General features: G+C 36.4%; 22 protein-coding genes. 20 read left to right on the plus strand and 2 right to left on the minus strand.

Translation table 11 applies throughout. From position 1 onward, the window contains the following. Positions 1-6: 6 nt before the first annotated feature. From AC0UMU_RS03530 to AC0UMU_RS03625, 20 genes are all read left to right on the plus strand, one after another. Positions 7-1104 carry a polysaccharide pyruvyl transferase family protein gene (locus tag AC0UMU_RS03530; protein ID WP_278714696.1) on the plus strand — a complete coding sequence of 366 codons (1098 nt, stop codon included), beginning with the start codon at positions 7-9 and terminating at the stop codon, positions 1102-1104. Further along, positions 1091-2266, plus strand: coding sequence for a Coenzyme F420 hydrogenase/dehydrogenase, beta subunit C-terminal domain (locus AC0UMU_RS03535; protein ID WP_473979869.1), 1176 nt, complete (start codon positions 1091-1093; stop codon positions 2264-2266). Before AC0UMU_RS03530 ends, AC0UMU_RS03535 begins: the two co-directional genes overlap by 14 nt. A 146-nt stretch (positions 2267-2412) precedes the next feature. Beyond that, positions 2413-3492, plus strand: a complete 1080-nt coding sequence (locus AC0UMU_RS03540; RefSeq protein WP_302548717.1) for a DUF6625 family protein — start codon at positions 2413-2415, stop codon at positions 3490-3492. After that, complete coding sequence (locus AC0UMU_RS03545) at positions 3485-4492, plus strand: glycosyltransferase family 2 protein (protein ID WP_278714699.1); 1008 nt, start codon at positions 3485-3487, stop codon at positions 4490-4492. The genes AC0UMU_RS03540 and AC0UMU_RS03545 overlap by 8 nt, the downstream gene beginning before the upstream one ends. Before the next feature lie 29 nt (positions 4493-4521). Further along, complete coding sequence (locus AC0UMU_RS03550) at positions 4522-5721, plus strand: glycosyltransferase (RefSeq protein ID WP_278714700.1); 1200 nt, start codon at positions 4522-4524, stop codon at positions 5719-5721. After that, complete coding sequence (locus AC0UMU_RS03555; RefSeq protein WP_278714701.1) at positions 5708-6790, plus strand: glycosyltransferase family 2 protein; 1083 nt, start codon at positions 5708-5710, stop codon at positions 6788-6790. The genes AC0UMU_RS03550 and AC0UMU_RS03555 overlap by 14 nt, the downstream gene beginning before the upstream one ends. A 4-nt stretch (positions 6791-6794) precedes the next feature. Then, a complete protein-coding gene (locus AC0UMU_RS03560) occupies positions 6795-7862 on the plus strand; it encodes a glycosyltransferase (protein WP_278714702.1) in 1068 nt (355 codons plus the stop codon). A gap of 13 nt (positions 7863-7875) precedes the next feature. Then, positions 7876-8373, plus strand: coding sequence for an acyltransferase (locus tag AC0UMU_RS03565; protein WP_288641228.1), 498 nt, complete (start codon positions 7876-7878; stop codon positions 8371-8373). A 4-nt stretch (positions 8374-8377) separates the two neighbouring features. Further along, positions 8378-9577 (plus strand): O-antigen ligase family protein, encoded by a 1200-nt coding sequence (locus AC0UMU_RS03570; protein WP_278714705.1) that lies wholly within the window; start codon positions 8378-8380, stop codon positions 9575-9577. Between the two features lie 5 nt (positions 9578-9582). Beyond that, complete coding sequence (locus AC0UMU_RS03575; RefSeq protein ID WP_278714707.1) at positions 9583-10632, plus strand: acyltransferase family protein; 1050 nt, start codon at positions 9583-9585, stop codon at positions 10630-10632. Positions 10633-10644: 12 nt separating this feature from the next. Next, positions 10645-11691 (plus strand): glycosyltransferase, encoded by a 1047-nt coding sequence (locus AC0UMU_RS03580; protein ID WP_278714708.1) that lies wholly within the window; start codon positions 10645-10647, stop codon positions 11689-11691. 2 nt (positions 11692-11693) lie between these two features. Further along, the gene (locus AC0UMU_RS03585) at positions 11694-12833 is read left to right on the plus strand and encodes a glycosyltransferase (protein ID WP_278714709.1); all 1140 of its coding nucleotides are present in this window, start codon (positions 11694-11696) and stop codon (positions 12831-12833) included. 15 nt (positions 12834-12848) lie between these two features. Next, positions 12849-13403 carry an LbetaH domain-containing protein gene (locus tag AC0UMU_RS03590; protein ID WP_009319462.1) on the plus strand — a complete coding sequence of 185 codons (555 nt, stop codon included), beginning with the start codon at positions 12849-12851 and terminating at the stop codon, positions 13401-13403. 10 nt (positions 13404-13413) lie between these two features. Next, positions 13414-14313: a glycosyltransferase family 2 protein gene (locus AC0UMU_RS03595; protein WP_278714710.1), complete on the plus strand. Its 900-nt coding sequence runs from the start codon at positions 13414-13416 to the stop codon at positions 14311-14313. A 58-nt stretch (positions 14314-14371) separates the two neighbouring features. After that, positions 14372-15151 carry a glycosyltransferase family 2 protein gene (locus AC0UMU_RS03600; protein WP_278714711.1) on the plus strand — a complete coding sequence of 260 codons (780 nt, stop codon included), beginning with the start codon at positions 14372-14374 and terminating at the stop codon, positions 15149-15151. Between the two features lie 696 nt (positions 15152-15847). Then, positions 15848-16960 carry an MraY family glycosyltransferase gene (locus AC0UMU_RS03605; RefSeq protein ID WP_278714712.1) on the plus strand — a complete coding sequence of 371 codons (1113 nt, stop codon included), beginning with the start codon at positions 15848-15850 and terminating at the stop codon, positions 16958-16960. A gap of 171 nt (positions 16961-17131) precedes the next feature. Continuing rightward, positions 17132-18175, plus strand: a complete 1044-nt coding sequence (locus AC0UMU_RS03610; RefSeq protein ID WP_278714713.1) for a mannose-1-phosphate guanylyltransferase — start codon at positions 17132-17134, stop codon at positions 18173-18175. A 9-nt stretch (positions 18176-18184) separates the two neighbouring features. Next, the gene (locus tag AC0UMU_RS03615; protein WP_278714714.1) at positions 18185-19321 is read left to right on the plus strand and encodes an adenylyltransferase/cytidyltransferase family protein; all 1137 of its coding nucleotides are present in this window, start codon (positions 18185-18187) and stop codon (positions 19319-19321) included. A gap of 102 nt (positions 19322-19423) precedes the next feature. Further along, on the plus strand, positions 19424-20500 hold the full coding sequence (gmd, locus tag AC0UMU_RS03620; protein ID WP_278714715.1) for a GDP-mannose 4,6-dehydratase: 1077 nt from the start codon (positions 19424-19426) through the stop codon (positions 20498-20500). Then, the gene (locus tag AC0UMU_RS03625) at positions 20500-21588 is read left to right on the plus strand and encodes a GDP-L-fucose synthase family protein (protein ID WP_278714717.1); all 1089 of its coding nucleotides are present in this window, start codon (positions 20500-20502) and stop codon (positions 21586-21588) included. Before gmd ends, AC0UMU_RS03625 begins: the two co-directional genes overlap by 1 nt. Before the next feature lie 99 nt (positions 21589-21687). On the opposite strand, the gene AC0UMU_RS03630 is transcribed toward AC0UMU_RS03625, so the two are convergent. Beyond that, positions 21688-22695, minus strand: coding sequence for a hypothetical protein (locus AC0UMU_RS03630; protein ID WP_278714718.1), 1008 nt, complete (start codon positions 22693-22695; stop codon positions 21688-21690). Beyond that, positions 22695-24254 carry a chitobiase/beta-hexosaminidase C-terminal domain-containing protein gene (locus AC0UMU_RS03635; protein ID WP_278714719.1) on the minus strand — a complete coding sequence of 520 codons (1560 nt, stop codon included), beginning with the start codon at positions 24252-24254 and terminating at the stop codon, positions 22695-22697. The genes AC0UMU_RS03630 and AC0UMU_RS03635 overlap by 1 nt, the downstream gene beginning before the upstream one ends. Positions 24255-24543 lie beyond the last annotated feature (289 nt).

Genomic DNA, 24543 nt, shown 5'->3' on the forward strand with positions numbered 1-24543 from the left:
AATTTGATGAAAATAGGTATCATAACATTTCATTGGGCTGCAAATTATGGCGCTGTGCTTCAAGCTTATGCTTTGTCGTCATATCTGAAATCAAAAGGGTGTGCAGTAGAGATTATCAATTACAGACCACGGTGGGCAAAAGATGTAAAACCTATACCTTTTTCATTTCATATAAAATCTTGCATTACTTATCTTGATGAATTATATAAACGAAAAGTGTTTGATAAATTTAGAAAAAGATATTTACCTGTTTCCGAAAAAGAATATGTAAATATTTCTGATCTTTCTTTGTTAGATGGGTGTTATGATATTATTATAACGGGTAGTGATCAAGTCTTTAATCCTGATATTATAGCATCAGAAGGAAAGTTGGATACTGCTTTTTTATTGAATTTTACAATGCAAAAAGGGAAAAAATTTGCATATGCGGCAAGTTTTGGTAACTCTTTTTTGGCAGACGAGTATGACAATATATATAAGGATAAGTTGCAAGATTTTACTGCGATTGGAATTCGTGAAAAATCCGGTCTCACAGTATTAAAGCAGTTAGGCCTTGTGGGAAAATGGACTCCCGATCCTACATTGTTGTTGGATGCGTATGATAATATTGATATTCCGAAATCGAATGGAAAAAATTATATATTCGGGCTTTTATTTCAGGTTACACCTGAATCTTCAGATTGTATCCGACAATTAGGCCAATATTATACTAATACCGAAGTCCTTAGGTTGGTTACTCTTAAGGACAGAATAAGAGGTATAAAGGGAATATGGCATCCTTCTCCTGAAAAATGGGTATCTATTATTAAAAATGCCCGGTTTGTAGTAACAGACTCATTCCATTGTACCGTTTTTTGCATTTTAACTCACCGACCATTTATATCGTTAGCATTAAATGCATGGGGCACAGATTGGAGTGAGCGGATAAAATCTTTATTGGAAAGAGTCGGACTAAATGATCGTTTTGTCGCTTCTTATAATAGAGAAGATATTGGCCGGATCATTAAAACAGAAATTGATTGGAAAAAAGTCGATGAAAAAGTTGCCGAATGGAAAATGGAAGGACAATCTTTTTTAGAAATTTATTGTAATGAAGCATATTAATCTTACTTCAGAAAAAGACTGTTGTGGTTGTGGCGTTTGTCGTGAAGTCTGTCCGGTAAATGCAATAACTTTAAATGTCGATAAAACAGGATTTTATTATCCGACATTTGATGATGATATTTGTATCGATTGCGGATTGTGCGAAAAAAAATGTCCTGTTATACATTCCGATAATATAGAAAATATAAAGCAAGCCTCTTTCTGGGGAGGTTTCAATAAAGATGAAAATATTCGTGAGAATAGTTCTTCTGGCGGAATGTTTTCTGCTTTGGCAAAATCGGTGCTACAAAATAACGGAATTATTGTTGGTGCAGTATTTGACAGGGAAGTTGGAGTGCATCATGTGTGCATGTCTACAGAAGTAGAACTTGCTCGGATAAGAGGATCGAAATATGTAGAGAGTAGTCTGTTTGATGTGTGGCCGGCTATGATATCTTATTTGAAGCAGGGAAAATATCTTTTGTTTTCCGGTACGCCTTGCCAAATTGCTGCAGCAAAAAGTATATGTCAAAAATGGGTATCTCAAATTGTATTTATAGAAGTGATATGTTTTGGCGTTCCGTCTTCTCTGTTCTTTCGGAGGTATTTAGAGTGGCGGGAACAGAAAGTCCATGTTCGAACCATTGATTTTAAATTTCGATATAAGAAATATAAAAGTGATAGGCAAGTTTTAAAACAGATTGGAGATACAAAATCTTTGTGTTATGATCATGGAAGAGATCCTTATATGAAAGCTTTTTACCGTAAACTATCTTTAAGGCCAAGTTGTTATGCTTGTCGCTTCAAAGGTTTTCCTCGACATGCAGATATTACGTTGGGCGATTTCTGGGGAATAGAATCTCGTTGTCCGGAATTCGACCATCAAAAAGGTGTTTCATTGGTTATTGTCAATACAGATAAAGGAGAGTCTTTATTACAACAAATCCGGGATAATTTATTGATTAAAGAATTTGACAAAGATTTTGCAATAAAGAAAAATCCTATGGTTATAGAATCTGCAAAAGAGCCCGAAAAACGAGATAACTTTTGGACAGATTTTAATAGGATGAAATTAAAAAAATTGTTTGTAAAATATGATTTAATGCCTTCTTTCTGGATGAAAACATATAGTAATATTCTTATTTGGGGTGGAAAAATCTGTCGTATAATAACAAATAGATAAAGTTATGGATCATTTGATTTCTATAATTATTCCGGTTTATAATGTTGAGAATTTATTACCATTGACATTAAATACTGTGTACATTAATGATAAGAGTATTAAAGGTTAAGATAATTATATTTTAATAAATAAAAACTTATAATATTGTGAAATCGATAATCGTAATTCATCTTTATTTTGGAAGACTTCCTTCCTTTTTTGAATTGTGGCTGAGAAGTTGTGAAATGAATAGCACAATTGATTTTTTGATTTGTACTGATCAAAAAGTTGATTCGAATGCCGCTAATATTAAAGTTTTTACGACGAATCTTCTTGAAATAAAAAAAAGAATAGAAGAGTTGATTAAATTTAAGGTTTGTCTATCTTCTCCTCGGAAATTATGTGATTATAAAGGTCTGTATGGCCTTATTTTTCAAGAATATACAAAGAATTACGATTTCTGGGGATTTTGTGATTCTGATTTGATTTTTGGTAATATTCGTACATTTCTGACTGATGATATTTTGAATAATTATGATCATATTCTTGGCTTGGGACATTTTCAACTTCAAAGAACGTCTGATACAAAATATTTTGATGTTATAAAACAATCCCATGGAATGGGTAAAAATCCATATTGGTTAAACAAATTCAGTATAGAAGGCTTTGTTTTAGATACAGGCTTAGATTGGAAATCTGTTTTTACTACGGAAAAAAATCAGGTATTTGATGAATTGCCGTATGGAGTTGCTGCAAAATATTATGAATTGTATCCCAATCTTTTTTGGAGTGGACATAATGAAAATAATAGATGTTTTGATGATGTCGATAGTAGATACTGTTATTTTAGTGATATTTACAATACATACAGCAAATATTGTGATTCCGGATATTTGCTGTTATCTAAAATCTTCCCTTTATGGAAGAGAGAAAAACCTTCTAATCCAGATTTAAATGCTGTTATTTACCGCAAAAAAGGTAAACATTTATTTAGAATCGGGAAAGGTTATAATGGTAAACTTATTGAGCAAGAACTATTATATGTTCATTTTTTGCATAGAAAAATGAAAGTAAAAACGAATGACTATGTTTCATTTTTAATTGTACCGAATCGATTCATTAATGATAGAAAGTTTAATCTATTTTTATTCTTTTTCTATGCTTTCAGAATTGAACATAAGTGGAATATATATATTGCAAAATTACAACATTTTCTAGGTCGAATTAAGGAAAAGTATTATGAATAATCGATCTGCTATAATAAGCATTATTATACCTGTATATAATGTCGAATCGTTTCTTTCACAGACAATAGAGTCTGTTATCAATCAAACATTCAAGGATTGGGAGTTAATACTTGTTGATGATGGAAGTACGGACTATTCTTCGGTTATTTGTGATGAATATTCTGATACAGATAACAGAATCTATGTAATACATAAAAAAAATGGAGGTGTTAGTTCTGCTAGAAATGTAGGTATTGAACATGCTGTAGGGGATTATATTGTGTTTTGGGATTCTGATGATATTTGTTCGGAAGATTATCTTGAATCTATGTATAATTATGCTTGTGATACAAATGCTGATGTTGTTTATAGCGATACTATATTCATATCTGAAAATGAAAATGTCACTCATTCTGAAAAATCAAAACAACCTCTGACTATCTATACTAAAGAGTATTTAGTGCAACTCCCTTTTGAATTTTATAATACGGTATGGGGTAAGATTTATAAAAAGAGTATCATACTTAATAATAATATAAGATTTGATAATCATATAAATAGAGGAGAAGATACTCTATTTATATATATGATAGCTTTATGTATTGATACTGTTGTTCATAGTAGGGATAAATTTGTGAATTATAGGATTCGTTCTGGGTCATTGATGCGATCGGCTATTACTAACGTTCCATCGTTATTTATTCAGAGTCTTGCTAAATATAAAAATTTATTATGTTTTGTTGAAAAACATAATGTAGAAGAAATAGCATTATCATTTAAATTGAAGTGGCATGCTGCCTATTTGGTAATATGTGATTTTAATCGATCGGTATCGAATTTTTCTGAATTTCGTTTGAATTTAGAATTGTTATTACAAGAGAAAAGTTTATGTTATTGTGTACAACAGAATAAAAGAGAATATCCTCTTAGGGCAAGGATCAATATAATGTTAATACGATTAATGCATTATAAGATTTTATGGCCATTATTATATTGTTGCATTAAACAAATTAGATTGTAGAGTAAGGGATTAGATAAATTAGAAAATTTATGAATATTGCATTCTTCTTCGAATCAGATATAAATCCGATAAAAGGTGGTACGGAGCGTGTCACATGGTCTGTTGCCAAATATCTTATTTCCAAAGGGATGAAAGTCGTTTTTATTGCTCATCAGAAACGAAATGATTTTGACCCTTCATTACTATCTTATCATCGCTTCCTTCCCGATTCGGTAGGTTATGATACCCTTGAAAATATTCGATATTTACAAAATCTTATACAAGATGAGGAAATCGATATTTTGGTCAATCAAGGAGGTTTAAGTGATGAGGTAAAGTTATGTAATAAAAAAGTATTGCAAGACCGTGTAAAAATCGTATCGGTAATTCATTATGGGATATTGGAAGATCTCTATTATTTTAAAGAGTTCTTACGGTTTCAGTTTATCTGGAATAAGCCTTTTATATTTATTAAATCATTATTGCGATATTTACGTATGCCCTTATTGAAAAGAAAGGCTGTAAAAAATCGCAAAAATCAATTATCATTTCTATATCGTAATTCAGACGCAATCGTATTGTTATCAGAAGGTTCTAAAGACGATTTTTTACAATTTGTAGACAATGCGAAAAAAGAGAAACTTTTTGTGATTCCTAATCCGAATACATACGAGAAAATTCATGAACAATCTTTAAAAAATAAAGACAACATAGTATTATATGTCGGTCGATTATCTTATTCTCCGAAAAGAGTTGACCGATTGATAACAATATGGAAAAATATCGAGTATCAATTCCCTGAATGGAAATTTTTAATTATTGGTGATGGCCCGGAAAGGACGCGATTGGAGGCTCTAGTCTTGAAATATAAATTGAAGCGTATCTCTTTTTTAGGTTATCAAGATCCCGAAGTTTATTATCAAAAAGCCCGTATTTTTTGTCTGTCTTCGACTTATGAAGGTTTTGGTATGGTATTGACCGAGGCCATGCAACATAAAGTTGTTCCTATGGCTTTTGATAGTTATAAAGCATTGCATGATATTGTAGAAGATAAGAAAAATGGTTTTGTAATACCTCCATTTGATCTATCTGCTTATGCTTCTCGCTTATCGTTATTGATGAAAGATTTCCGGCTTTGTGCTCAATTGGCCGAAAATGCACAAGAGAAAGCCTTGGAATTTGATGTAGAGAAAATTGGTGAAAAATGGATGGGTTTATTTAAATTTTTATGCCAAAATGAAAAATGTTAAGGTTTCAGTTATAATTCCAGTTTATGATATTCCAAGTGAGATGTTAAAAGATTGTGCTCAATCTTTATTAAATCAGACGTTGGAAGATATGGAGTTTATATTCATAAATGATAATTCTCCAAATACCCAGAATAAATCATATTTGTTGGCGTTGCAAAAGGAAGATCCTCGTGTTGTGTTTATTGATTTATCTCAGAATAAGGGAGTTTCGAATGCTCGAAATGAGGGATTACAAAAAGCGTCGGGTCAATATGTCGGATTTGTTGATGCTGATGATACAGTTGAGAATAATATGTATGAGCAGATGTATTTGAGGGCGGAGTCAGAAAAGGCAGACTTTGTAATATGTAATACTAGATGTTATATAAATGATAAAGATGATTTTATTGAAACATCTAATTCTCCACTGTCCCTAAATATTTGTACCGAAAATGATTTATTGTATTTATTTAATAATGGAGGGCTGGGTTCTTGGGATAAGTTATTTAGGACAGATTTAGTCCGGGATATTCGTTTTAATGTTGATATCTCCAATTATGAAGATTATCTTTTTAACTGGCAAGTATTTTTATTATGTAAAAAAGTCATTTTTGTAGGAAATGTTTTTTATAATGCGAGATTTCGGACAAATTCGGCTTCAAGAAGTTCTATGTCTTTTCAAAAATGTAGAGGAATATTTTGTGCTCTTTCACATTTGTCTGAAATTAGTAAAAGCTTCTACCAAGATGGGTTTAAGAAAGTGGGGTTGTTGTTGTACTACAAGATTTTATTTTTGGGAATTTTAAATAAAAACATATTGGTATATATTGGTGAGAATGTATCAAAAGATTCTTCTTCTTTCTTTTTTGATTATATAGAGAAATCTCTTTTATGGGGATACTCTTATTTACCTTGTTACATTAGATTTATTTTAAAAAGACATACTATGAAATGTATTTGTGGACATCCTTCAATGTATTATTATATTTTATTGCGGTTCTGTTGTTTGATCGAATTGTCTTTTATTTCTGATTCAAAAAATAGTAGGATGAATTCTCTAATAAAAGTTTTAAAAGAAAAGCTGCATTAGTTATATGAAAAAGAAAATAGTTTTTATTGACGGTAATCTGAATCCGGGTGGGGCGGAACGGATATTGTGTACGTTGATACGAAATATAGACCGAGAAAAGTACGATGTTGAGGTTATAATAACGGGGCGTCCGGGAGATATGTTAGCATTGTTGCCCCAAGACGTGAAATGTACAGTGTTGAATATCCGAAGAAGTCGTTATGCCTTTTGGCATTTGGGTAAAATGCTGAAAAAAATAAAGCCCGATGCCGTGTTTTCTGTCTCTCTTAATTCGATGCAGGCGGCATGGCTTGCCCGGTTTATTTTTCGGCTACATTTTAAGATATCGGTGCGTTATTGCCTGATGCCCAAACAGATGATTAGAGAAGGGTTTATGAAGCCGACCTCTTTAAGACATAGAATTGACTCATTCTTTCTTCATCATGTCGATTGCGTTGTTGCCGAACATCGGTATATGGAAGAAGAACTGAAGGAAATTTACCGCTTACCGGATGCCAAATTGGCTTCGGTGTTGAACCCTTTGGATGAGCCTCTGATCAAAAAACAATTAGAAGAAGCGGCCGATTTTTCGTTGCCCGAAGGTCAGATAAATGTCGTAGCTGCCGGTCGCATAAACCGGGAAAAAGGTTTCGATTTTTTGGTGAAAGCATTTGGCGAGGTGGTAAAACATGATTCGAGATTTCATCTTTATATTGTAGGTAAGAATATCGGAGATAATCAGGCAACTTTGGAAAGTGATGCAATAAAATTGGGCTGTTCGGGAAATATTCATTTTGAAGGATTTCAGGGAAATCCGTATAAATATTTCAAAGCGGCCGATTTGTATGTGTTGAGTTCTCGTTGGGAGGCTTCTCCGAATGTTGTGTTCGAGAATCTTTATTTGGGCAAGCGGATTGTGGCTACCGATTGCAGTCCGATATTGAAAGATGTATTGGGAAATAATGGAATATTAGTGTCGTGGGGAGATATTTATCAAATGGCTCATGCCATATTGAATTATAGACAATATAAAGAAGAATCGAAAAAATTCTATTCTTTGTCTGAGTTTTATAAAGTCATCGTCGGAGAATAATAATCGTTTTTTTATGAAATCTTGGGTCAACTATTTTAATATGATAATTTTCAGGTTATTGCCTGAGACATCTTGTTTTGCTTTAAAACGGGCTCTTTTACGTCTTGCCGGTGCAAAAATAGGAAGGAATGTCCGCATCTGTTCTTCTGTACATGTATTGGGCTGTGGCGAATTGATTGTCGGAGATGATGTGTGGATCGGTCATGAGGTTTTTATATCGACAACATCCCGTATTGAGATCGGCAATTATGTAGATATCGCTCCGATGGTTTATATAGGTACCGGAACACATCGAATCGATGCCAAAGGCTTGCATGCGGCAGGAGAGGGCATATCCGAAAATATAAAAATTGAGGATGGGGCATGGTTATGTGCCCGTTCTACCTTATTGCCGGGAGTTGTTATCGGTAAGAATTCTGTTGTCACAGCCGGAGCGGTTGTTACCAAACCATTCCCGTTTTCTCGTGTATTGATAGGCGGTATTCCGGCGTCAGAAATAAAGAAAATTTAGTTATATGTCCCGAAAAGTAAATATATTAGGTGCATTTATAGCATTTATTGCCGTAAATAATATTATAGCTTTTTCATTCAATTTGGGAGCACCCTATTATGTTATTATGGGTGGATCGTTGTTGTTTGCCTTGTTGCAGTCGAAAGTACTTTCTTTCGATGTACCTATGTTATTGCTTTATCTGGCTTGTGCTTTGAGTATTATTGGAAATCCTGTACCGGCATTTTTTCAGCCGTGGGGACGTCTTGTCAGTTTTATAATGATGACCATGTTGATTTCCCCATTTATAAAATCAGAATTTTTATACCGTTTTCGGGTAGTTACATTTAAGGTGGTCCAATGGCTGTTGCAGCCGGTCGTTTGGGGGTCATTGTTGGTCTATTTTTTAGGAATTTCGTTCGGTCGTCGCGATTTTGCCGGTATTACGACCCAGTCGATGTTGATAGCCCCTGTATCTGCAAATGTGATGATTACCGGTATCTATTTTTTGACAAGAGGGAAAAAACTAAAAAGAAATTATCGAATTTATTTTGTAGTGTTGGCTATTGCGTCATTTATAACTTTACTGTTGGCTGCTTCCCGTACGGCAATTATTGCGGTTGTTGTGTCATTATTATTTTATTTTTATGTGGTCAATAGGGCCAATTTTATCAAGTTCTTTAAATATATATTTCTTTTGGTGATTTTTCTATCTGCTACATATTCGTTTTGGAGTCCTTATTTAGAGAATGTGATCAGAAAAAACGAGGGATCCATGGCTGCAGGAGGAATAACCAGTTCGCGGGAAGAGCATTGGGATACCCGTTTATCGGAGTTTAAATCGAGTCCTTGCATCGGTATCGGTTTTGCATCGGTATCTATACAATCGAGAGATGGAGCGACTTTCGATCAAAATAGCGGTCAGGTAGAGACCGGCAGTTCTTGGTTAAGTGTACTTTCTATGACCGGGATTTTCGGTTTCAGTGCTTTTATGGGTCTTTTTGTCAGGGCTTTCGGGCAGTTGAAAAAAGTAGGGCGAAATGATTTGTGTCATGCCTCATATCTCTCAGCACTTCTTATATTCTGGTGTTTCCACATGATGGCTGAAGGGTATATATTCGGAGCCGGAGGTTTTTTATTTTTTAATGTTTGGCTATTGTTGGGTTGTATAGATGCGTTGGGGAGAAATAAGAGTTTAATGGTGGCTGGCAATAATATTATTTGAAAGGAATGGATTCGACGATAAGTTATATAAAGACAAGTGAATCGACAGCAATTAAAGGCTTTCTTATCTTTTTAATTATATTGGGGCATAATATGATTTTTACACATTATACAGAGCCGATTCAAGGTATGGGGTATCTGTATTGTTTCCATATACAGGCATTTTTTATATTGCCATTTTTATATAGCGCGAAGCCGTTGACTAAAGAACGTTTGGCAAATTATTTTATCCGATTATATTGGCCATATTTATTGCTGACGACAATTTTGTCGGTTATCTATTCTAATTTCTATTTACAAAAGGAGTTCGACTTTTGGGGAATTTTAAGAATGTTTATTACGGGAGATGTTGATTTAATAAAACAATATTGTGGAATCCAGATATTCTGGTTTATGCCGGCCATGTTTTCATTGTCGGTTTTGAAAGATTGGTTTTATAATTCGAATAAAGTTGTTCGGGCTGTTTTACTCCTGTTTTCATGTATTGCCAATGTCTTTTTGTTTTTGGCTTCTGATTACGGGTATTATTATGAAATATCTACCGATATTAGGTCTGTTATTCCTTTCGGTTTGTATTTGGGAATTTCTTATTTAGTATTTGGAGTGTTTGTCCGTTGGATTGTCGGAAAATTGAAAGAACGCGAGATAAAATGTTGTCCCTATTTGATAATTATTTTTATCGGATGTTCATTTTTATATTTTATAAACGAGCTTTCATCTCATGAACAGATGATTCATGTTGCCTTGTTGATTGTCATGCCGGTAATTTTCATGCTTATTTTATGGTATAATGGTCGGCATATACAACATTTGTTTTTTATGGAAAAGGCCGGAGATAAGACTTTCCCGATGTATATTATTCATCCTTTTATCGGTTATATGTTATATGCCTTTGTCGTTAAATATACCCATATCTCCTTGCTTTGGGCCATTGTTGTCCAAATTGTGATGTTTTGGGGAAGTTACTATTTATCGGTCGGACTATATAGAGTGGATCGCATAAGGAAAATATTGTTGCCACGTTCATTTTCGGAGTTGAAATCTGTTTTTAAGTAAATATTGTTGATTATGAAAAAAGAATATGATATAATATATTTGACGAATACACCGTCGTTTTACAAAATCAACCTGTGTAATGAGATTGCAGAGAGCGCATCTGTATTGTTGGTTTTTTACGGTTATGGAAGTGAAGCCGTCAACAAAATGCTGAAATCGGAAGATTCTTATAAGTTCGATTATGTATTTCTCTTTGAGGGAGATGCTTCGAAACGTAATCGATTGAAAGTATTCGGTCGATTATGTCGGCTGATGTCGCATATAAGGTGTAAGAAGATATTGTATTCGGGTTGGTTGGCTCCGGAGTATAATTTACTTTCGTTTTTTACACCTAAAAAAAAGAATTGCCTCATTTGCGAATCGTCTGTTTTAGAATCTGATTTTTCGGGAGGAAAAGGCTGGTTGAAAAAACAGATTATTGGTCGTATGGCAGTGGCCTTACCTTCGGGTGAGTTGCAAAAAATGATTTTTGAAGAAATCGGTTATACAGGGAAAATTGTTATGACCGGAGGAGTCGGTATTTTTAATAAAATAGAGAAGTCTGAATTACAAGGGGAGGATAGAAAGAATAAAAAGTATCTGTATGTCGGTAGGCTTATTCCGTGTAAAAATCTGAATTTTTTAATAGATGAGTTTAATAAAAACGGGAGATGGTTGACTATTGTCGGAAAAGGAGAGTTGGAACAACAATTGAAAGCGAAAGCAAAAGAAAATATCCATTTCGTCGGATTTGTAGAAAACGAAAAATTAAGCACGGTTTATCAAGATCATGATGTCTTTATCCTTCCTTCTCGTTCGGAAGTTTGGGGATTGGTGGTAGAAGAGGCTATTTATTGGGGATTGCCTGTCGTTGTAAGCGATCGAGTAGGGGCTTATCGGGATATGGTCGAAAAACCAAAGACCGGATTGGTGTTCGAGTTGGATAATCGGGATTCTTTTAACAACGCATTGAAAGAAATCGAAAATAATTATTCGTTTTATAAAAAAAATGCGGATAGGTTCGACTTTGATAAACGGGATGAATGTCAGGTTAATGCCTATCTAAAATTAATAAAATAGATATGAAAATATTGCATACGATATCGGGATTGAATATCAGTAGCGGTGGGCCTACGTCTTGTACTTATAATCTTATTAAAGGTCTTCGGGATGAGGGAATAGATGCAGATATTCTTACATTGATGCCTCGGGACGATTCGGATAAGATCATTGCAGATGATTCATTTATTAAGGCTTTGCCGAATGATGCCCGCACACCGTTGGTTTATTCGTCCAATTTCAGACGTTATTTGAATTCCCATATCGGGTACGATTTATATCATGCAAACGGATTATGGACATGTCCGACGCATTTTACGGCAGAAATAGCAAAAAAACAGAATAAACCCTGTGTGATAGCTCCCCATGGAATGCTGTATCCGCAGGCTTTGCAAGTTTCTGCATGGAAAAAGAAGATCGTATCGACGGTATTTCAGCGTAAAGATCTGGAAACGGCATCATGCTTGCAGGCTACTTGTATGGCAGAGTTGGAGCATATTCGGGCATTCGGGTTGAATAATCCTGTTGCGGTCATACCTAATGGTTTGGCGATAGATGATTCGTTAGAAATACGTAAAACTTCGAATTCGGTCCGTCGTTTTGCTTTCGTCGGGCGGTTGAATCGAATCAAGAATGTAGATCTCCTATTGTCCGCATGGAGTAAATTAGGAAATAAAACACATAATTGCGAATTGTTGATTATTGGTGATGGAGATACTGCGTATAAAAAAGAATTGGAAGAGTTTGCAACTGCAAATAAACTGAATAATGTTCGCTTCTTGGGGTTTATTATGGGGAAAGATTTGCAAAAACTGATTCATTCTATCGATTTCCAGATATTACCGAGCAAATCCGAAAATTTTGGAATGGTAGTTCCTGAAGCCCTAATTCAAGGAGTCCCGGTAATAGCCTCTAAAGGTACTCCGTGGAGTGACTTGGAAACATTCGATTGCGGCTGGTGGGTTGATAATGACATCGATACGTTAATTAGTACCTTGTTGATTGCGATTAATTTGTCGGAGCAGGATCGTTTAGGAATGGGAGAACGAGGTCGGACATTAGTATTGAGACATTATTCTATAAAGTCGGTTTCATTGAGAATGAAGCAATTGTATGAATGGTTAGAGAAGGACATTAAAATACCGGAATTTGTGCATATATAATAACTTGATCATATTATGGAAAAAGTAGTGGATTTATCAAGATATAAAAATGCTCTGACAAGAAAACATCAGATGATCAGGATGCTTTGGTCTGTTGTCTGGACGATTTTTGCCCGGCCGTTGCCACGTAGTATAGGAAGTGGCTGGAAACGTTTTTTGTTGCGGTTGTTCGGTGCGAAATTAGCTTCGACGGCAATTGTATATTCTTCTGCTAAAATCTATTACCCTGCAAATTTGATAATGGATGAATATAGTTGTCTTGCTTCGGGGGTGGATTGTTATAATGTAGCTCTTGTTAAAATCGGGGCTAATACGACAGTGTCCCAGGGTGCATATCTTTGTACGGCAAGTCATGATATATCGGATTCTTTAAATCCTCTGGTGACAGCACCTATTATTGTCAAAGATCAAGCATGGATTGCTACTGATGCATTTGTCGGTATGGGAGTGACGGTTGGACAGGGGGCTGTAATCGGTGCTCGGGCTTGTGTGTTTAAAGATGTAGAACCGTGGACAGTAGTCGGCGGAAATCCTGCCAAGTTTATAAAGAGAAGAGAAATAAAGAAATAAATAGAAGAATATGTTAGATATATCGGTAATCATATTGACTTTAAATGAGGAGCTTCATATCCGTCGTTGCATAGAAAATGTAAGATCTATAGCGAAACAGATATTTGTTGTGGATTGTTTTTCTACAGATCGGACAGCCGATATTGCAAAAGAATTGGGGGCAGAAGTGCATCAGCATGAGTGGCCTGGGAATCAGGCTGCACAATTCAATTGGGCTTTAGAGAATTTGCCGATAACAACCGAATGGGTATTGCGGTTGGATGCTGATGAGTATTTGACTTCTGGATTGATAACCGAGATGGATGAACAATTACCGAAACTATCCGATGATGTGACGGCTGTGGTTTTCCCTTTAGGACGGGCCTTTATGGGGCGTGTTCTGAAACATGGAATTGTAAATAGTGTGAAAATGATACGCCTTTTCAGATATGGGAAAGCTTGTTATGAACAGCGTTTAATGGATGAGCATATTGTTGTGAAATCGGGTCGGACAGTTATTTTTAAAAATCAGTTTATAGATGATAGTCTTCTTTCCATAAAGCAATTTGTAGACAAACACAATCACTATTCTTCTCGAGAAGCGGCTCTGTTACTTGATGCGGAATATCACCTGTTCAATTTGGATACAGATGATGCGTCATATTGCGAAGATGTACAGAAAAAACGTGCACAGAAAATGAAATATGCAAAGATGCCTCTATTTTGGCGTTCGTTTGCTTATTTCTGTTACCGTTACATAGTTAAACTCGGTTTTTTAGATGGTAAAGAAGGATTTCTTTGGGATTTTTTACAAGGTTGGTGGTATCGCACTCTTGTCGATGCAAAAATATTTGAAATAAAAAAAGCCTGCGGTAGAGATGTGGAAAAAATAAAGAAATATTTGAGGGATAATTATTCTATAAAATTTTGAAAACTAATCGTTTAAATTATGTCGGATTAAAACACATAAGCTAAAATAATAGTTCATAATGAAAGTTTCTATCATAACATGCACATACAACAGTGCGGCGACAGTAGCCGATACTGTCCGTTCGGTCAATCGGCAGACCTATGATAATATCGAACATATTATTGTAGACGGATTATCCAAAGACGATACCATAGCCATTGTAAAAGCCAACGCCGGAGACAGACAACGAATTATAGAGGGAAAAGATAAGGGAATATACGATGCTTTCAACAAAGGAATATTGGCTGCTACCGGAGATATAGTGGGAGTACTCAATTCCGACGATTTCTTTACCGATGATTATGTCGTAGAGATGGTGGTGAAAGCGTTTTTATTACGTCCCGGAATCGATGCCGTGTATGGGGACATTCATTTTGTAAACCCGGATAATCTTTCGAAACCTGTGAGATATTATTCTTCGCGGATCTTTCGTCGGGGATTGATGCGTTTGGGATTTATGCCGGCACACCCGTCTTTCTATGTTCGCAAAGTTTGTTACGATAAATTGGGAATTTATAAGATCGATTATAAAATCGCTGCAGATTTTGAGCTTTTGTTACGATTCATTTTTTTGAACCATATCCGCATTCATTATCTTCCTATCGATTTTGTAACGATGCGTACGGGAGGGGCAAGTACCGAGTCGATGGGAAGTCGCAAATTGATCATGAAAGAGCAGTTAAGAGCTTGCCGTGAAAATAATATATATACTAATATATTTATATTAAGTCTGCGCTATTGGTACAAAATTGCAGAACTGTTGATCTCTAAATTGTTTTTCAGATTATCCGGCAAATAGTTTGATCTATAAATATTGTAAGAGCCTGTTTAAATTTTGCTCGGGTCAGGTTTTGGGAATTTCTTCCGAGCATGTCTTTCTGTTTTTACGAGGATGATAGCGGGCTATCATCTGACGAGTGAAAACGGGGAAAAAGACCGGAAGAAAACGCAAAAATGACCTGATCGTATTTTTTTATTGGAAAATTTAAACAGGCTCTAAGTATCTTGTCGATTTGGGGATAGTATTCGTAATCGGATAATATCTTACTGACATTCATAAATTGCACATATTTAGAAGTCGTTTAAATTTTATTCGGGTTAGTTTTAGCTTTATAAAAGCAATAGAACATTCGTAAAAGAAATTTTCAGAGTTGATCCGGACAAAATTTAAAACAGCTCGTAAGAATATTTTGAAAAAAATATTTTTTTAAGATTTGTGAAATACAAATTAAATATTTTCTTATATTTGTCGACGGTGTGAGGTGATATGTGATTTGGGAGCATTTTTTTGAGTTTATCCGATTTTTTGTAGGAAATTAAGGAGAACACAGGTACTTAGGGAAAAACATGGGGATGTATTTTTTCTGAGTTCATAATGTGAAAGGATAATTTCTTGAGAAGTATGCTCAAAACTATTTTTTGTGAAAATTGTTTACAAAAAATAGGGATGAACTCTTAGATGTTATTAATAGGTGTGTGAAAAAATTTTGATCGTATGTTACAACTTTTTTCATTGTTGGCTTTGGTGTTGTCTGCTTACCTTTCATTTTTGGTAATACCGAGACTTGTGTTTGTTTCGGTAAAGAGAAGGTTATTTGATGTGCCGAATAGCCGGAGCTCGCATACGAGGGCAGTTCCCCGTTTAGGTGGAATAATATTTTTACCTTGTATGATGTTTTCGTATGCTTTTGTATTAGGGCTTCGTGAGCTGAATGGAGTCGGTGTCGCAACGGAGTTGAGGGAGTCGTTATTGCTCGAAATGCTGTTTTTGATATGTGGTCTGACAATTATTTACGGTATCGGTGTTTTAGACGACCTTCGAGGTGTCTCTTTTCGTAAAAAATTTGTGGCGCAGATTCTTGCTGCGATCTTTTTCCTTTTCGGAGATATTCATATAGACAATTTACATGGAATATTCGGGATATATGAGTTGCCGGTGGCAGTATCTTATGTGTTGACGATATTTATAACGGTTTTAATTATAAATGCGGTCAATTTGATCGACGGTATAGATGGCTTAGCGTCCGGATTGAGTAGTGTAGCTCTTGCGGTATATGGATTTTGGTTTCTTTCTTCAGAATTGTATGCCTATGCTATGTTGGCATTTTCACTGTTAGGATCGGTTATGATATTTTTCTTGTATAACGTTTTTGGCAAAAGGATGAAGTTATTTATGGGAGATACCGGATCTTTGATTTTAGGTTACTGTCTTGCATTTCTTGCCATTCGATTCTGTCAGCTTAACGCTACACCCGAATTCGGAGTAGTAGGTGCTCCGATTGTTGCATTTTCGACACTGTTTATTCCTATTTTCGATGTTTTCAGAGTGTTTATTGTCCGGATAAAACACGGTAAATCACCTTTCCTTCCGGATAAAAATCATATCCATCATAAATTATTGGCATTAGGTATGTCCCATCGGCAGGCGATGTTAACGCTGGTGATAGCATCCTCTATGTTTATAATTCTCAATTGGTTTTTAGTTAAGATTCTCGGGGAAACCGTAATGTTTCTGTTCGATATATTTTTGGGATTATGCTTGGTATATGGCTTGCAGCGTTTTATAGTCGATAAAGAGCGTAAATTGGTAAAGCGTGAAGTCCGGTAAGAAAATTTTTAAGAATTTACGGGGATGATAGTTGGGCTATTTGACGAGAGAAAACGGGAAAGCAAACCGGAAGAAAACATAAAAATGATCTGATAATATTTTTTGTTGAAAAATTTAGACAGGCTCTTAAACTTTTATTTATATCTTTGAATATTTTGAGATAAATATATAATGCAAAATAATCATGTGGTAATAATGGCCGGAGGGATAGGTAGTCGTTTCTGGCCAATGAGTACGCCCGACCGTCCCAAGCAGTTTATCGATGTGTTAGGATGCGGGCGCACATTGTTACAGCTTACTGTTGACCGTTTCAGCGGGCTTGTTCCCATATCCAATTTTTGGGTAGTTACCTCTGCCCGATACAAATCGTTAGTAGAAGAACAACTTCCGGATATTCCTCGTTCCAACATATTGTTAGAACCATGTATGCGCAATACCGCACCCTGTATTGCTTATGCCGGTTGGAAAATAAAACGACGTTATCCCGATGCTAATATAGTAGTAACATCTTCAGACCATGTGGTAACCGATGTTGAAGAATTTCGCAGAGTTATTGTAAAATCGCTTGATTTTACGTCAAAATCGGAATCTATACTTACATTGGGAATGAAACCTACTCGTCCTGAAACCGGATATGGATATATTGCGGCAGGAATAGAGGATAGCAGTGAAATAAAGCCGGTAAAGGCATTTAAGGAAAAACCGACTCTTTCTGTTGCAAAGGAATATCTATCGGCCGGTAATTATTTTTGGAATGCCGGAATTTTTATATGGAATGCACATACTCTTGAGCAAGCTTTTCGGGCCTATTGCCCGGCTATGGCTTCTGTTTTCGATCTGTTGACACCTTGTTTTTACAGAGATGATGAGCAAGAGAGAGTTGATGAGCTTTTCCCGACTTGTGAAAGCATCTCTATCGACTATGCCGTCATGGAAAAAGCGTCCGAAATTTATGTCTTCCCGGCATCATTCGGTTGGTCAGACTTAGGCACATGGGGATCTCTTCATGCCCGTTTGCCCCACGATACTCATCATAATGCATGTGTGGGAGAAAATGTGAAGTTGATAGAATCAGAAAACTGTATAGTACATGTTCCTAAAGACAAGAGAGTTGTCGTTCAAGGTCTCGACGGATATATCATTGCCGAAAATAACGGCACCTTGTTGATTTGCAAACTCCGGGATGAACAGCGAATTAAAGAATTCTCAAGGTGAATTTCGGATATGAAAAATAAGAAAGTATTTGTCTCGGGATGTTATGATATGCTGCATAGCGGACATGTCGCTTTTTTTGAGGAAGCGGCTCGGTATGGAGACTTGTATGTCGGCATAGGATCGGATAAAACTATTTTTGAATTGAAAGCCAGAAAGACGATCAATACCGATGCAGAACGCCTTTATATGGTAAAAGCTCTTCGTGTAGTTAAAGATGCGTGGATCAATAGCGGAAGCGGACTGTTGGATTTTGAAAAAGAATTGAGAAAACTCAAACCTGATATATTTTTTGTAAATACCGACGGCAATACCCCTTTGAAAGCGCAACTTTGTAAAGAATTGGGTATCGAATATATTGTGAGTAAAAGAATTCCTCATGGAACTTTGCCTGTACGTTCGACAACGATGTTGCGAAAAGAATGCCGCATTCCCTACCGGATCGATTTGGCCGGAGGATGGCTCGATCAGCCTTATGTCAGTAAATATTATCCGGGTCCGGTATTGACCATTTGTATAGAACCGGATTATGAATTTAATGATCGTAGCGGGATGTCCACAAGTTCGCGTAAAAAGGCGATAGAGTTATGGCAGACCGATATTCCCGAAGGTGATAAAGAAAAATTGGCAAAAACGTTATTTTGTTATGAAAATCCACCCGGAACTCCCTATATTAGCGGATCTCAGGATGCTTTGGGAATTGTTATGCCGGGATTGAACAAATATGAATATAAAGACAATTATTGGCCCGAATCGATAGAAAACAATCTTGATCCGGATATTTTAGGATGGCTCGAAAAATATATATGGTTGGTTCCTCTATATCCGAGAGGTGAATCCTATGATGTCCTTGCCGAAACTCGTATCGATACGTTATCGGTAAAGGCATTGAGTGATGCTGCCCGTTGTTGTTGGCAGGCAATTCTCGATAAAGACCTACCACGTTTCGGAGCACAAGTAAGAGCCAGTTTCGAAGCACAGATAGCCATGTTCCCTCACATGGTGAATGAAGATATTTTAAAGCAGATCGAAGAATACAAAGATTCGGTATCCGGTTGGAAATTGAGTGGAGCAGGAGGGGGTGGATATTTAATTTTCATTAGTGAAAAGCCTGTGAAACATTCTTTCCAGATACGTATTCGCAGATAAAAAGAGATTGAAATTTTTTTTGATGTGTTTTTGTTTTTATGTTTGTACTCCAAACCGTCAATATAAAAACAAAAGGGATTAACAATTAATATTTAGTTGAAAATGAGTACTAAAGTAGCTTTGATTACGGGTATTACGGGACAAGACGGATCGTTTCTTGCCGAATTCTTATTGCAAAAAGGATATGAAGTCCACGGGATATTGCGACGTTCTTCATCTTTCAATACTGGGCGCATCGAACATCTTTATTTCGATGAATGGGTTCGTGATATGAAACAGCAGCGAACCATAAATCTGCACTATGGAGACTTGACCGATTCGAGTTCATTAATTCGCATCATACAAGAGGTACAACCCGATGAAATTTATAACTTGGCAGCACAAAGCCATGTGAAAGTCAGTTTTGATGTGCCGGAGTATACTGCCGAAGCCGATGCGATCGGTACACTTCGTATATTGGAAGCTGTCCGTATTCTTCATCTTGAAAAGAAAACAAAAATATATCAGGCATCTACATCCGAATTGTTCGGATTGGTACAAGAAGTGCCACAAAAAGAGACAACTCCGTTCTATCCTCGTTCGCCTTATGGAGTAGCTAAACAATATGGTTTCTGGATTACGAAGAATTATCGGGAAAGTTATGGAATGTTTGCTGTAAATGGTATTTTGTTTAATCACGAAAGTGAACGCCGAGGCGAAACTTTTGTTACCCGTAAAATTTCTTTGGCGGTTGCCCGCATCAAACAAGGCGTACAGGATAAACTCTACATGGGAAATCTTGATGCCCGCCGAGATTGGGGATATGCCAAAGATTATGTACAATGTATGTGGTTGATTCTCCAGCATGAGACTCCCGAAGATTTTGTTATAGCAACGGGAGAGATGCACACTGTACGAGAATTTTGTACCCTCGCTTTTGCTGAAGTGGGTATTAAAATCCGTTGGGAAGGAAAAGGTGTTGATGAAAAAGGAATAGACGAAGAAACCGGACGGGTGTTGATCGAAGTCGATCCTAAATATTTCCGCCCGGCCGAAGTAGAACAATTATTGGGCGATCCGACCAAAGCTAAAACTTTATTGGGATGGAATCCTACTCAAACACCATTTCGTGAATTGGTAAAAATTATGGTAAAACATGATATGGAGAAGGTTGCCCGAATGATTAAAAACAAACATTAATGGAAAAGAATGCTAAAATATTCGTTGCCGGTCATCATGGACTGGTGGGATCTGCCATATTGAAAAATTTGCAGGAAAAAGGATATACGAATTTTGTCCTTCGTACACATAGTGAATTGGACCTTTGCAACCAACCTGCCGTAACTCGTTTCTTTGACGAAGAAAAACCGGAATATGTCTTTCTTTCGGCTGCTTTTGTGGGCGGTATTGTGGCCAATAGTCTCTATCGGGCCGATTTTATCTATCGTAATTTACAGATACAAAACAATGTAATCTATAATTCGTACCGTACGGGAGTGAAAAAACTACTTTTTTTAGGCAGTACTTGTATTTATCCTCGGGATGCAAAACAACCTATGGATGAAGATGTATTGCTGACTTCACCTCTGGAATACACAAACGAGCCTTATGCCATAGCCAAGATTGCCGGATTGAAGATGTGTGAAAGTTTTAATTTGCAATACGGTACCAATTATATTGCCGTTATGCCTACCAATCTGTATGGGCCTAACGATAATTTTGATTTGGAACGTTCACATGTGCTGCCGGCTCTGATCCGTAAAATTTGTTTAGGACATTATCTCGAAACAGGGAATTGGACTGCTATACGTTCCGATTTGGATAAACGTCCGGTTGAATCGGTCGATGGAAAAGCCTCTGAAGAAAAAATACTTGCTGTATTAGATAAATATGGCGTTCGAATGTCGGAAAAGGGCATTGCCCAGGTCGAGATATGGGGTACCGGTACTCCGATGCGCGAATTTTTATGGAGTGAGGAGATGGCTGATGCTTGTGTCTTTGTAATGGAACATGTCGATTTTGAGGACCTTAAGCCGAAAAATACGAAAGAAATACGTAATTGCCATATCAATATCGGGACCGGTAAGGAGATCAGCATCGGAGATGTTGCCCGATTGATAAAGAAAACGGCAGGATTTGCTGGAGAGCTCTATTTTAATGCTGAAAAGCCGGATGGGACTATGAAAAAATTGACCGATGTATCTAAACTGCATGCATTGGGATGGCATCACAAAATCGATATCGAGGAAGGTGTTCGTCGAATGATCGATTGGTATAATAATAATTGATGAATAAATAGTTTATATCATAAAAAAAGGCGCAATGTCATGCGCCTTTTTTTATGATATAAACTATTATCCTGTAAAGTCTGCTTTATATTGGGCAGGTTAGAAAATTATCACGCCTTTTCTCTGCCCGGCTGTGACAATATATACTCCTTTATTAAAGACCGGGATACGGTTTTTTCCTTGATTTCCTTTGACCGATAAAACGAGACTGCCGTTGATGGCATATACATTAATTTCTTCTTTTTTAGGCAGAGTTATAATGATATGCTGTGCATCTTTATTGATTTGTAGTGTGTTATTCTCTGTTATTGTCTCTGACATACCTGATGAAGCAGTCGAAATTACACTTTCCCATGTCGTGCCTACACGAATACCGTCAACGACAATATCCTGCCCGGTATGGCTGGGGCGAAACATCAATCCTGCCGGAAAAATATCACCATTAGAAGCATTATCGGATAGAGGACCTAACAAAGGTTCGTTCGGCTCTTTATTCAGCACGTGATCCAAGAGGAACAATGAAACCTTGTCGTTATTGTCTCCCGGTATTATTTCGTATTTGATGACGAGGAGATAAGTCTCTCCGATAGTAACAGGTTTATCGGTTGTATAGACTGCTTTGGCGTTATCATGAAAAGACAGGCCGATATTTAATTTTGAATCGAAATTGGCATTGTTTTCTGCATATATCCGTCCGTTAAAGGCAAATTTAGTATCTGTCCCACCGGCCCAACTTGGCATATTCCCGTCCCATAGCGTAAAAAAATATTGGCTTTTGAGGTTACTGTTAAATTGGACGAGAAAAGATACATAAACACAACCTTCTGAGATTTGCGGAAATCTGTGCCGGGCAGCATTTTTATTTTCTTCTTCTATCTGTAATCCGTTTCCGATACCCGATCCCGCATATCCTTTGAATGTCAGTCCGGGGCAAACCTTTAGATATGGATTATAATTTTCAAATATCCAACCGTGATTCCCTATTTCGTCTCCCATAGGATATTCAAAATCTTCGGTCCATACAGGAGACTGAGCTATGATGTTTATACTGAAAATGAAAAAAGCGTGGAAAAACCACGCTTTTTTCGAAAATATAAATTGTGTCATTATTTGATGACTTTAACAACTTTAGAACCTACTTTTACCAGTGTAATTTCGTAAACAGCATCGAAAACATTCATGCCTGAAGCAGCAATTTTCTCGGCTATTTTTTGTCCAGTGATGCTGAACAATTCGATTTTTTCTCCACCAAGAGCATTGATATAGATCTTGCCGTTCGAGCTGTAAATAGCTACATTGTCATCTGTTGCAGCAGCTTTTACGCCGTCAAGTGTAGCTTCAGTGATACTGATCGGATATATTTGAGGTGTTCCGTTATATACAGATACTAATCCGATGATGTCCCATTTCTTTGAGGCTTCGAAAGTACCTTCAATAACTCTGAAGTTATTCCGAATGTTCATTTCAGTTTCACCACTTACGACAATTCCATTTGTCGTCTCGCCTGTTTCGAAAGTTGCATCTTCTTTGAACACAGCTTCTGACAATTTAACGTATTTATATACATCTGCTGTGGTGATGTCGGTAATAGCCATTGTAACAGGTTCTACCGGAGTGCCGCTCACAGCTGTGGGAGCATATAAAGGAATCATTTGGGTCATTTTTTGATAAGTACCATATTTCCCGATAAATCCGGTTATTACATCGCCTTCATTATAGTTCTCAGAAATATTTCCATAAATCAATAAACTTCCGCTGGCATCTTGTATATAAAGGTTCAAATCATCTTGATAAACGACACTTACAGGACCGGTAATTTTGTAAACAGCATCCCCGTCAGTTGCTGTGGACATGAATTCTGCAATATTAGCTACTTCAGTGGCAATCGGGAAAGTTAAAACAACTTCTTTTACACTACTTGCTTTTAAGCCGTCGGCTATTGCGATTGCTTTGATGGTCGTTGTAGTAGAAACCTTGAACGGAGTGGTGTAAGGAGTTGATCCTGAGGTTGGTACATCACCGTTTGTCGTATAATAGATTTTTGCATCGGTAGTTTCACATGTCATAGAAACTTCTTGTTCGGTGTAATATGTGCCGCTAAGAGGGGTAATGCTTGGGGTTGCCGTCGTACCTTCTGCTAATTCCTCCAATTTAAATAATTGAAAGTCTTGTTGAGTTCCTTTGTAACAAGCAAAACGTTCTTGATTTTTATTGGCGTTGTATTGTAAATATCTTCCGGTTGGACTTACACAAGCGAACTTAAATTTTCCGTCTTCGAAAGTCGCATTATATTGGGCGGTATTGGCAATAGCGTCAATCAGTTTGGAAGAGTTAGCATCCCCATTGGAACTTACATATTTCCCGTTTGCAGAAAATGAAAAAGTTCCGTTGCTATCATCTTTGGTGATGGTCCAGATAACAGATGTGCTGGGATCGACGATTTTGTCTCCATCCACAGTCACCGCTTCGATTTTCATGTAAAATGTACCTTTAGTGTTTTGGGTAGTGGACATGGCATTCGAGGATGTTCCTCCGACAACAACGTAAGATCCTGTGGTAAGTTCGTCTATTGAAGTAATTTGTACATAATTATCAGCAAAAGATTTACTCCCGGCAAAAGCAATGGTCATTGCTAATAATGATTTAAAAAGAGTAGTTTTTTTCATAATCGTTTTATTTTGGTTAGTAAATAAAAATACTTTTAAATTTTAATTGGGGTTTAAATAAAAAAGGGGAAGAGAAACAAAAGGAACAGGTATTTTGATTTTTTTCATCCTATCCAAACAATCGTTCGTTTTTATCATCCCTTTAAAATCTAAAACACATTCTTCAATTGTTCAGAACAATTATCTATGCATGAATAAGATAAAGTTCTGTATTTACCATATACAACTTTTATTTAGACTGTCCAATTAAACGAAGGTTTATTTGGACAAGAGACTATTTCCCGTAGTC

It is taken from the genome of Coprobacter fastidiosus, assembly GCF_982245605.1.

Coding starts and splice junctions, on each gene's coding strand:
- AC0UMU_RS03530 (WP_278714696.1), top strand. CDS start 7: ATGAAAATAGGTATCATAACATTTCATTGGGCTGCAAATTATGGCGCT.
- AC0UMU_RS03535 (WP_473979869.1), top strand. CDS start 1,091: ATGAAGCATATTAATCTTACTTCAGAAAAAGACTGTTGTGGTTGTGGC.
- AC0UMU_RS03545 (WP_278714699.1), top strand. CDS start 3,485: ATGAATAATCGATCTGCTATAATAAGCATTATTATACCTGTATATAAT.
- AC0UMU_RS03550 (WP_278714700.1), top strand. CDS start 4,522: ATGAATATTGCATTCTTCTTCGAATCAGATATAAATCCGATAAAAGGT.
- AC0UMU_RS03555 (WP_278714701.1), top strand. CDS start 5,708: ATGAAAAATGTTAAGGTTTCAGTTATAATTCCAGTTTATGATATTCCA.
- AC0UMU_RS03560 (WP_278714702.1), top strand. CDS start 6,795: ATGAAAAAGAAAATAGTTTTTATTGACGGTAATCTGAATCCGGGTGGG.
- AC0UMU_RS03565 (WP_288641228.1), top strand. CDS start 7,876: ATGAAATCTTGGGTCAACTATTTTAATATGATAATTTTCAGGTTATTG.
- AC0UMU_RS03570 (WP_278714705.1), top strand. CDS start 8,378: ATGTCCCGAAAAGTAAATATATTAGGTGCATTTATAGCATTTATTGCC.
- AC0UMU_RS03575 (WP_278714707.1), top strand. CDS start 9,583: ATGGATTCGACGATAAGTTATATAAAGACAAGTGAATCGACAGCAATT.
- AC0UMU_RS03580 (WP_278714708.1), top strand. CDS start 10,645: ATGAAAAAAGAATATGATATAATATATTTGACGAATACACCGTCGTTT.
- AC0UMU_RS03585 (WP_278714709.1), top strand. CDS start 11,694: ATGAAAATATTGCATACGATATCGGGATTGAATATCAGTAGCGGTGGG.
- AC0UMU_RS03590 (WP_009319462.1), top strand. CDS start 12,849: ATGGAAAAAGTAGTGGATTTATCAAGATATAAAAATGCTCTGACAAGA.
- AC0UMU_RS03595 (WP_278714710.1), top strand. CDS start 13,414: ATGTTAGATATATCGGTAATCATATTGACTTTAAATGAGGAGCTTCAT.
- AC0UMU_RS03600 (WP_278714711.1), top strand. CDS start 14,372: ATGAAAGTTTCTATCATAACATGCACATACAACAGTGCGGCGACAGTA.
- AC0UMU_RS03605 (WP_278714712.1), top strand. CDS start 15,848: ATGTTACAACTTTTTTCATTGTTGGCTTTGGTGTTGTCTGCTTACCTT.
- AC0UMU_RS03610 (WP_278714713.1), top strand. CDS start 17,132: ATGCAAAATAATCATGTGGTAATAATGGCCGGAGGGATAGGTAGTCGT.
- AC0UMU_RS03615 (WP_278714714.1), top strand. CDS start 18,185: ATGAAAAATAAGAAAGTATTTGTCTCGGGATGTTATGATATGCTGCAT.
- gmd (WP_278714715.1), top strand. CDS start 19,424: ATGAGTACTAAAGTAGCTTTGATTACGGGTATTACGGGACAAGACGGA.
- AC0UMU_RS03625 (WP_278714717.1), top strand. CDS start 20,500: ATGGAAAAGAATGCTAAAATATTCGTTGCCGGTCATCATGGACTGGTG.
- AC0UMU_RS03630 (WP_278714718.1), bottom strand. CDS start 22,695: ATGACACAATTTATATTTTCGAAAAAAGCGTGGTTTTTCCACGCTTTT.
- AC0UMU_RS03635 (WP_278714719.1), bottom strand. CDS start 24,254: ATGAAAAAAACTACTCTTTTTAAATCATTATTAGCAATGACCATTGCT.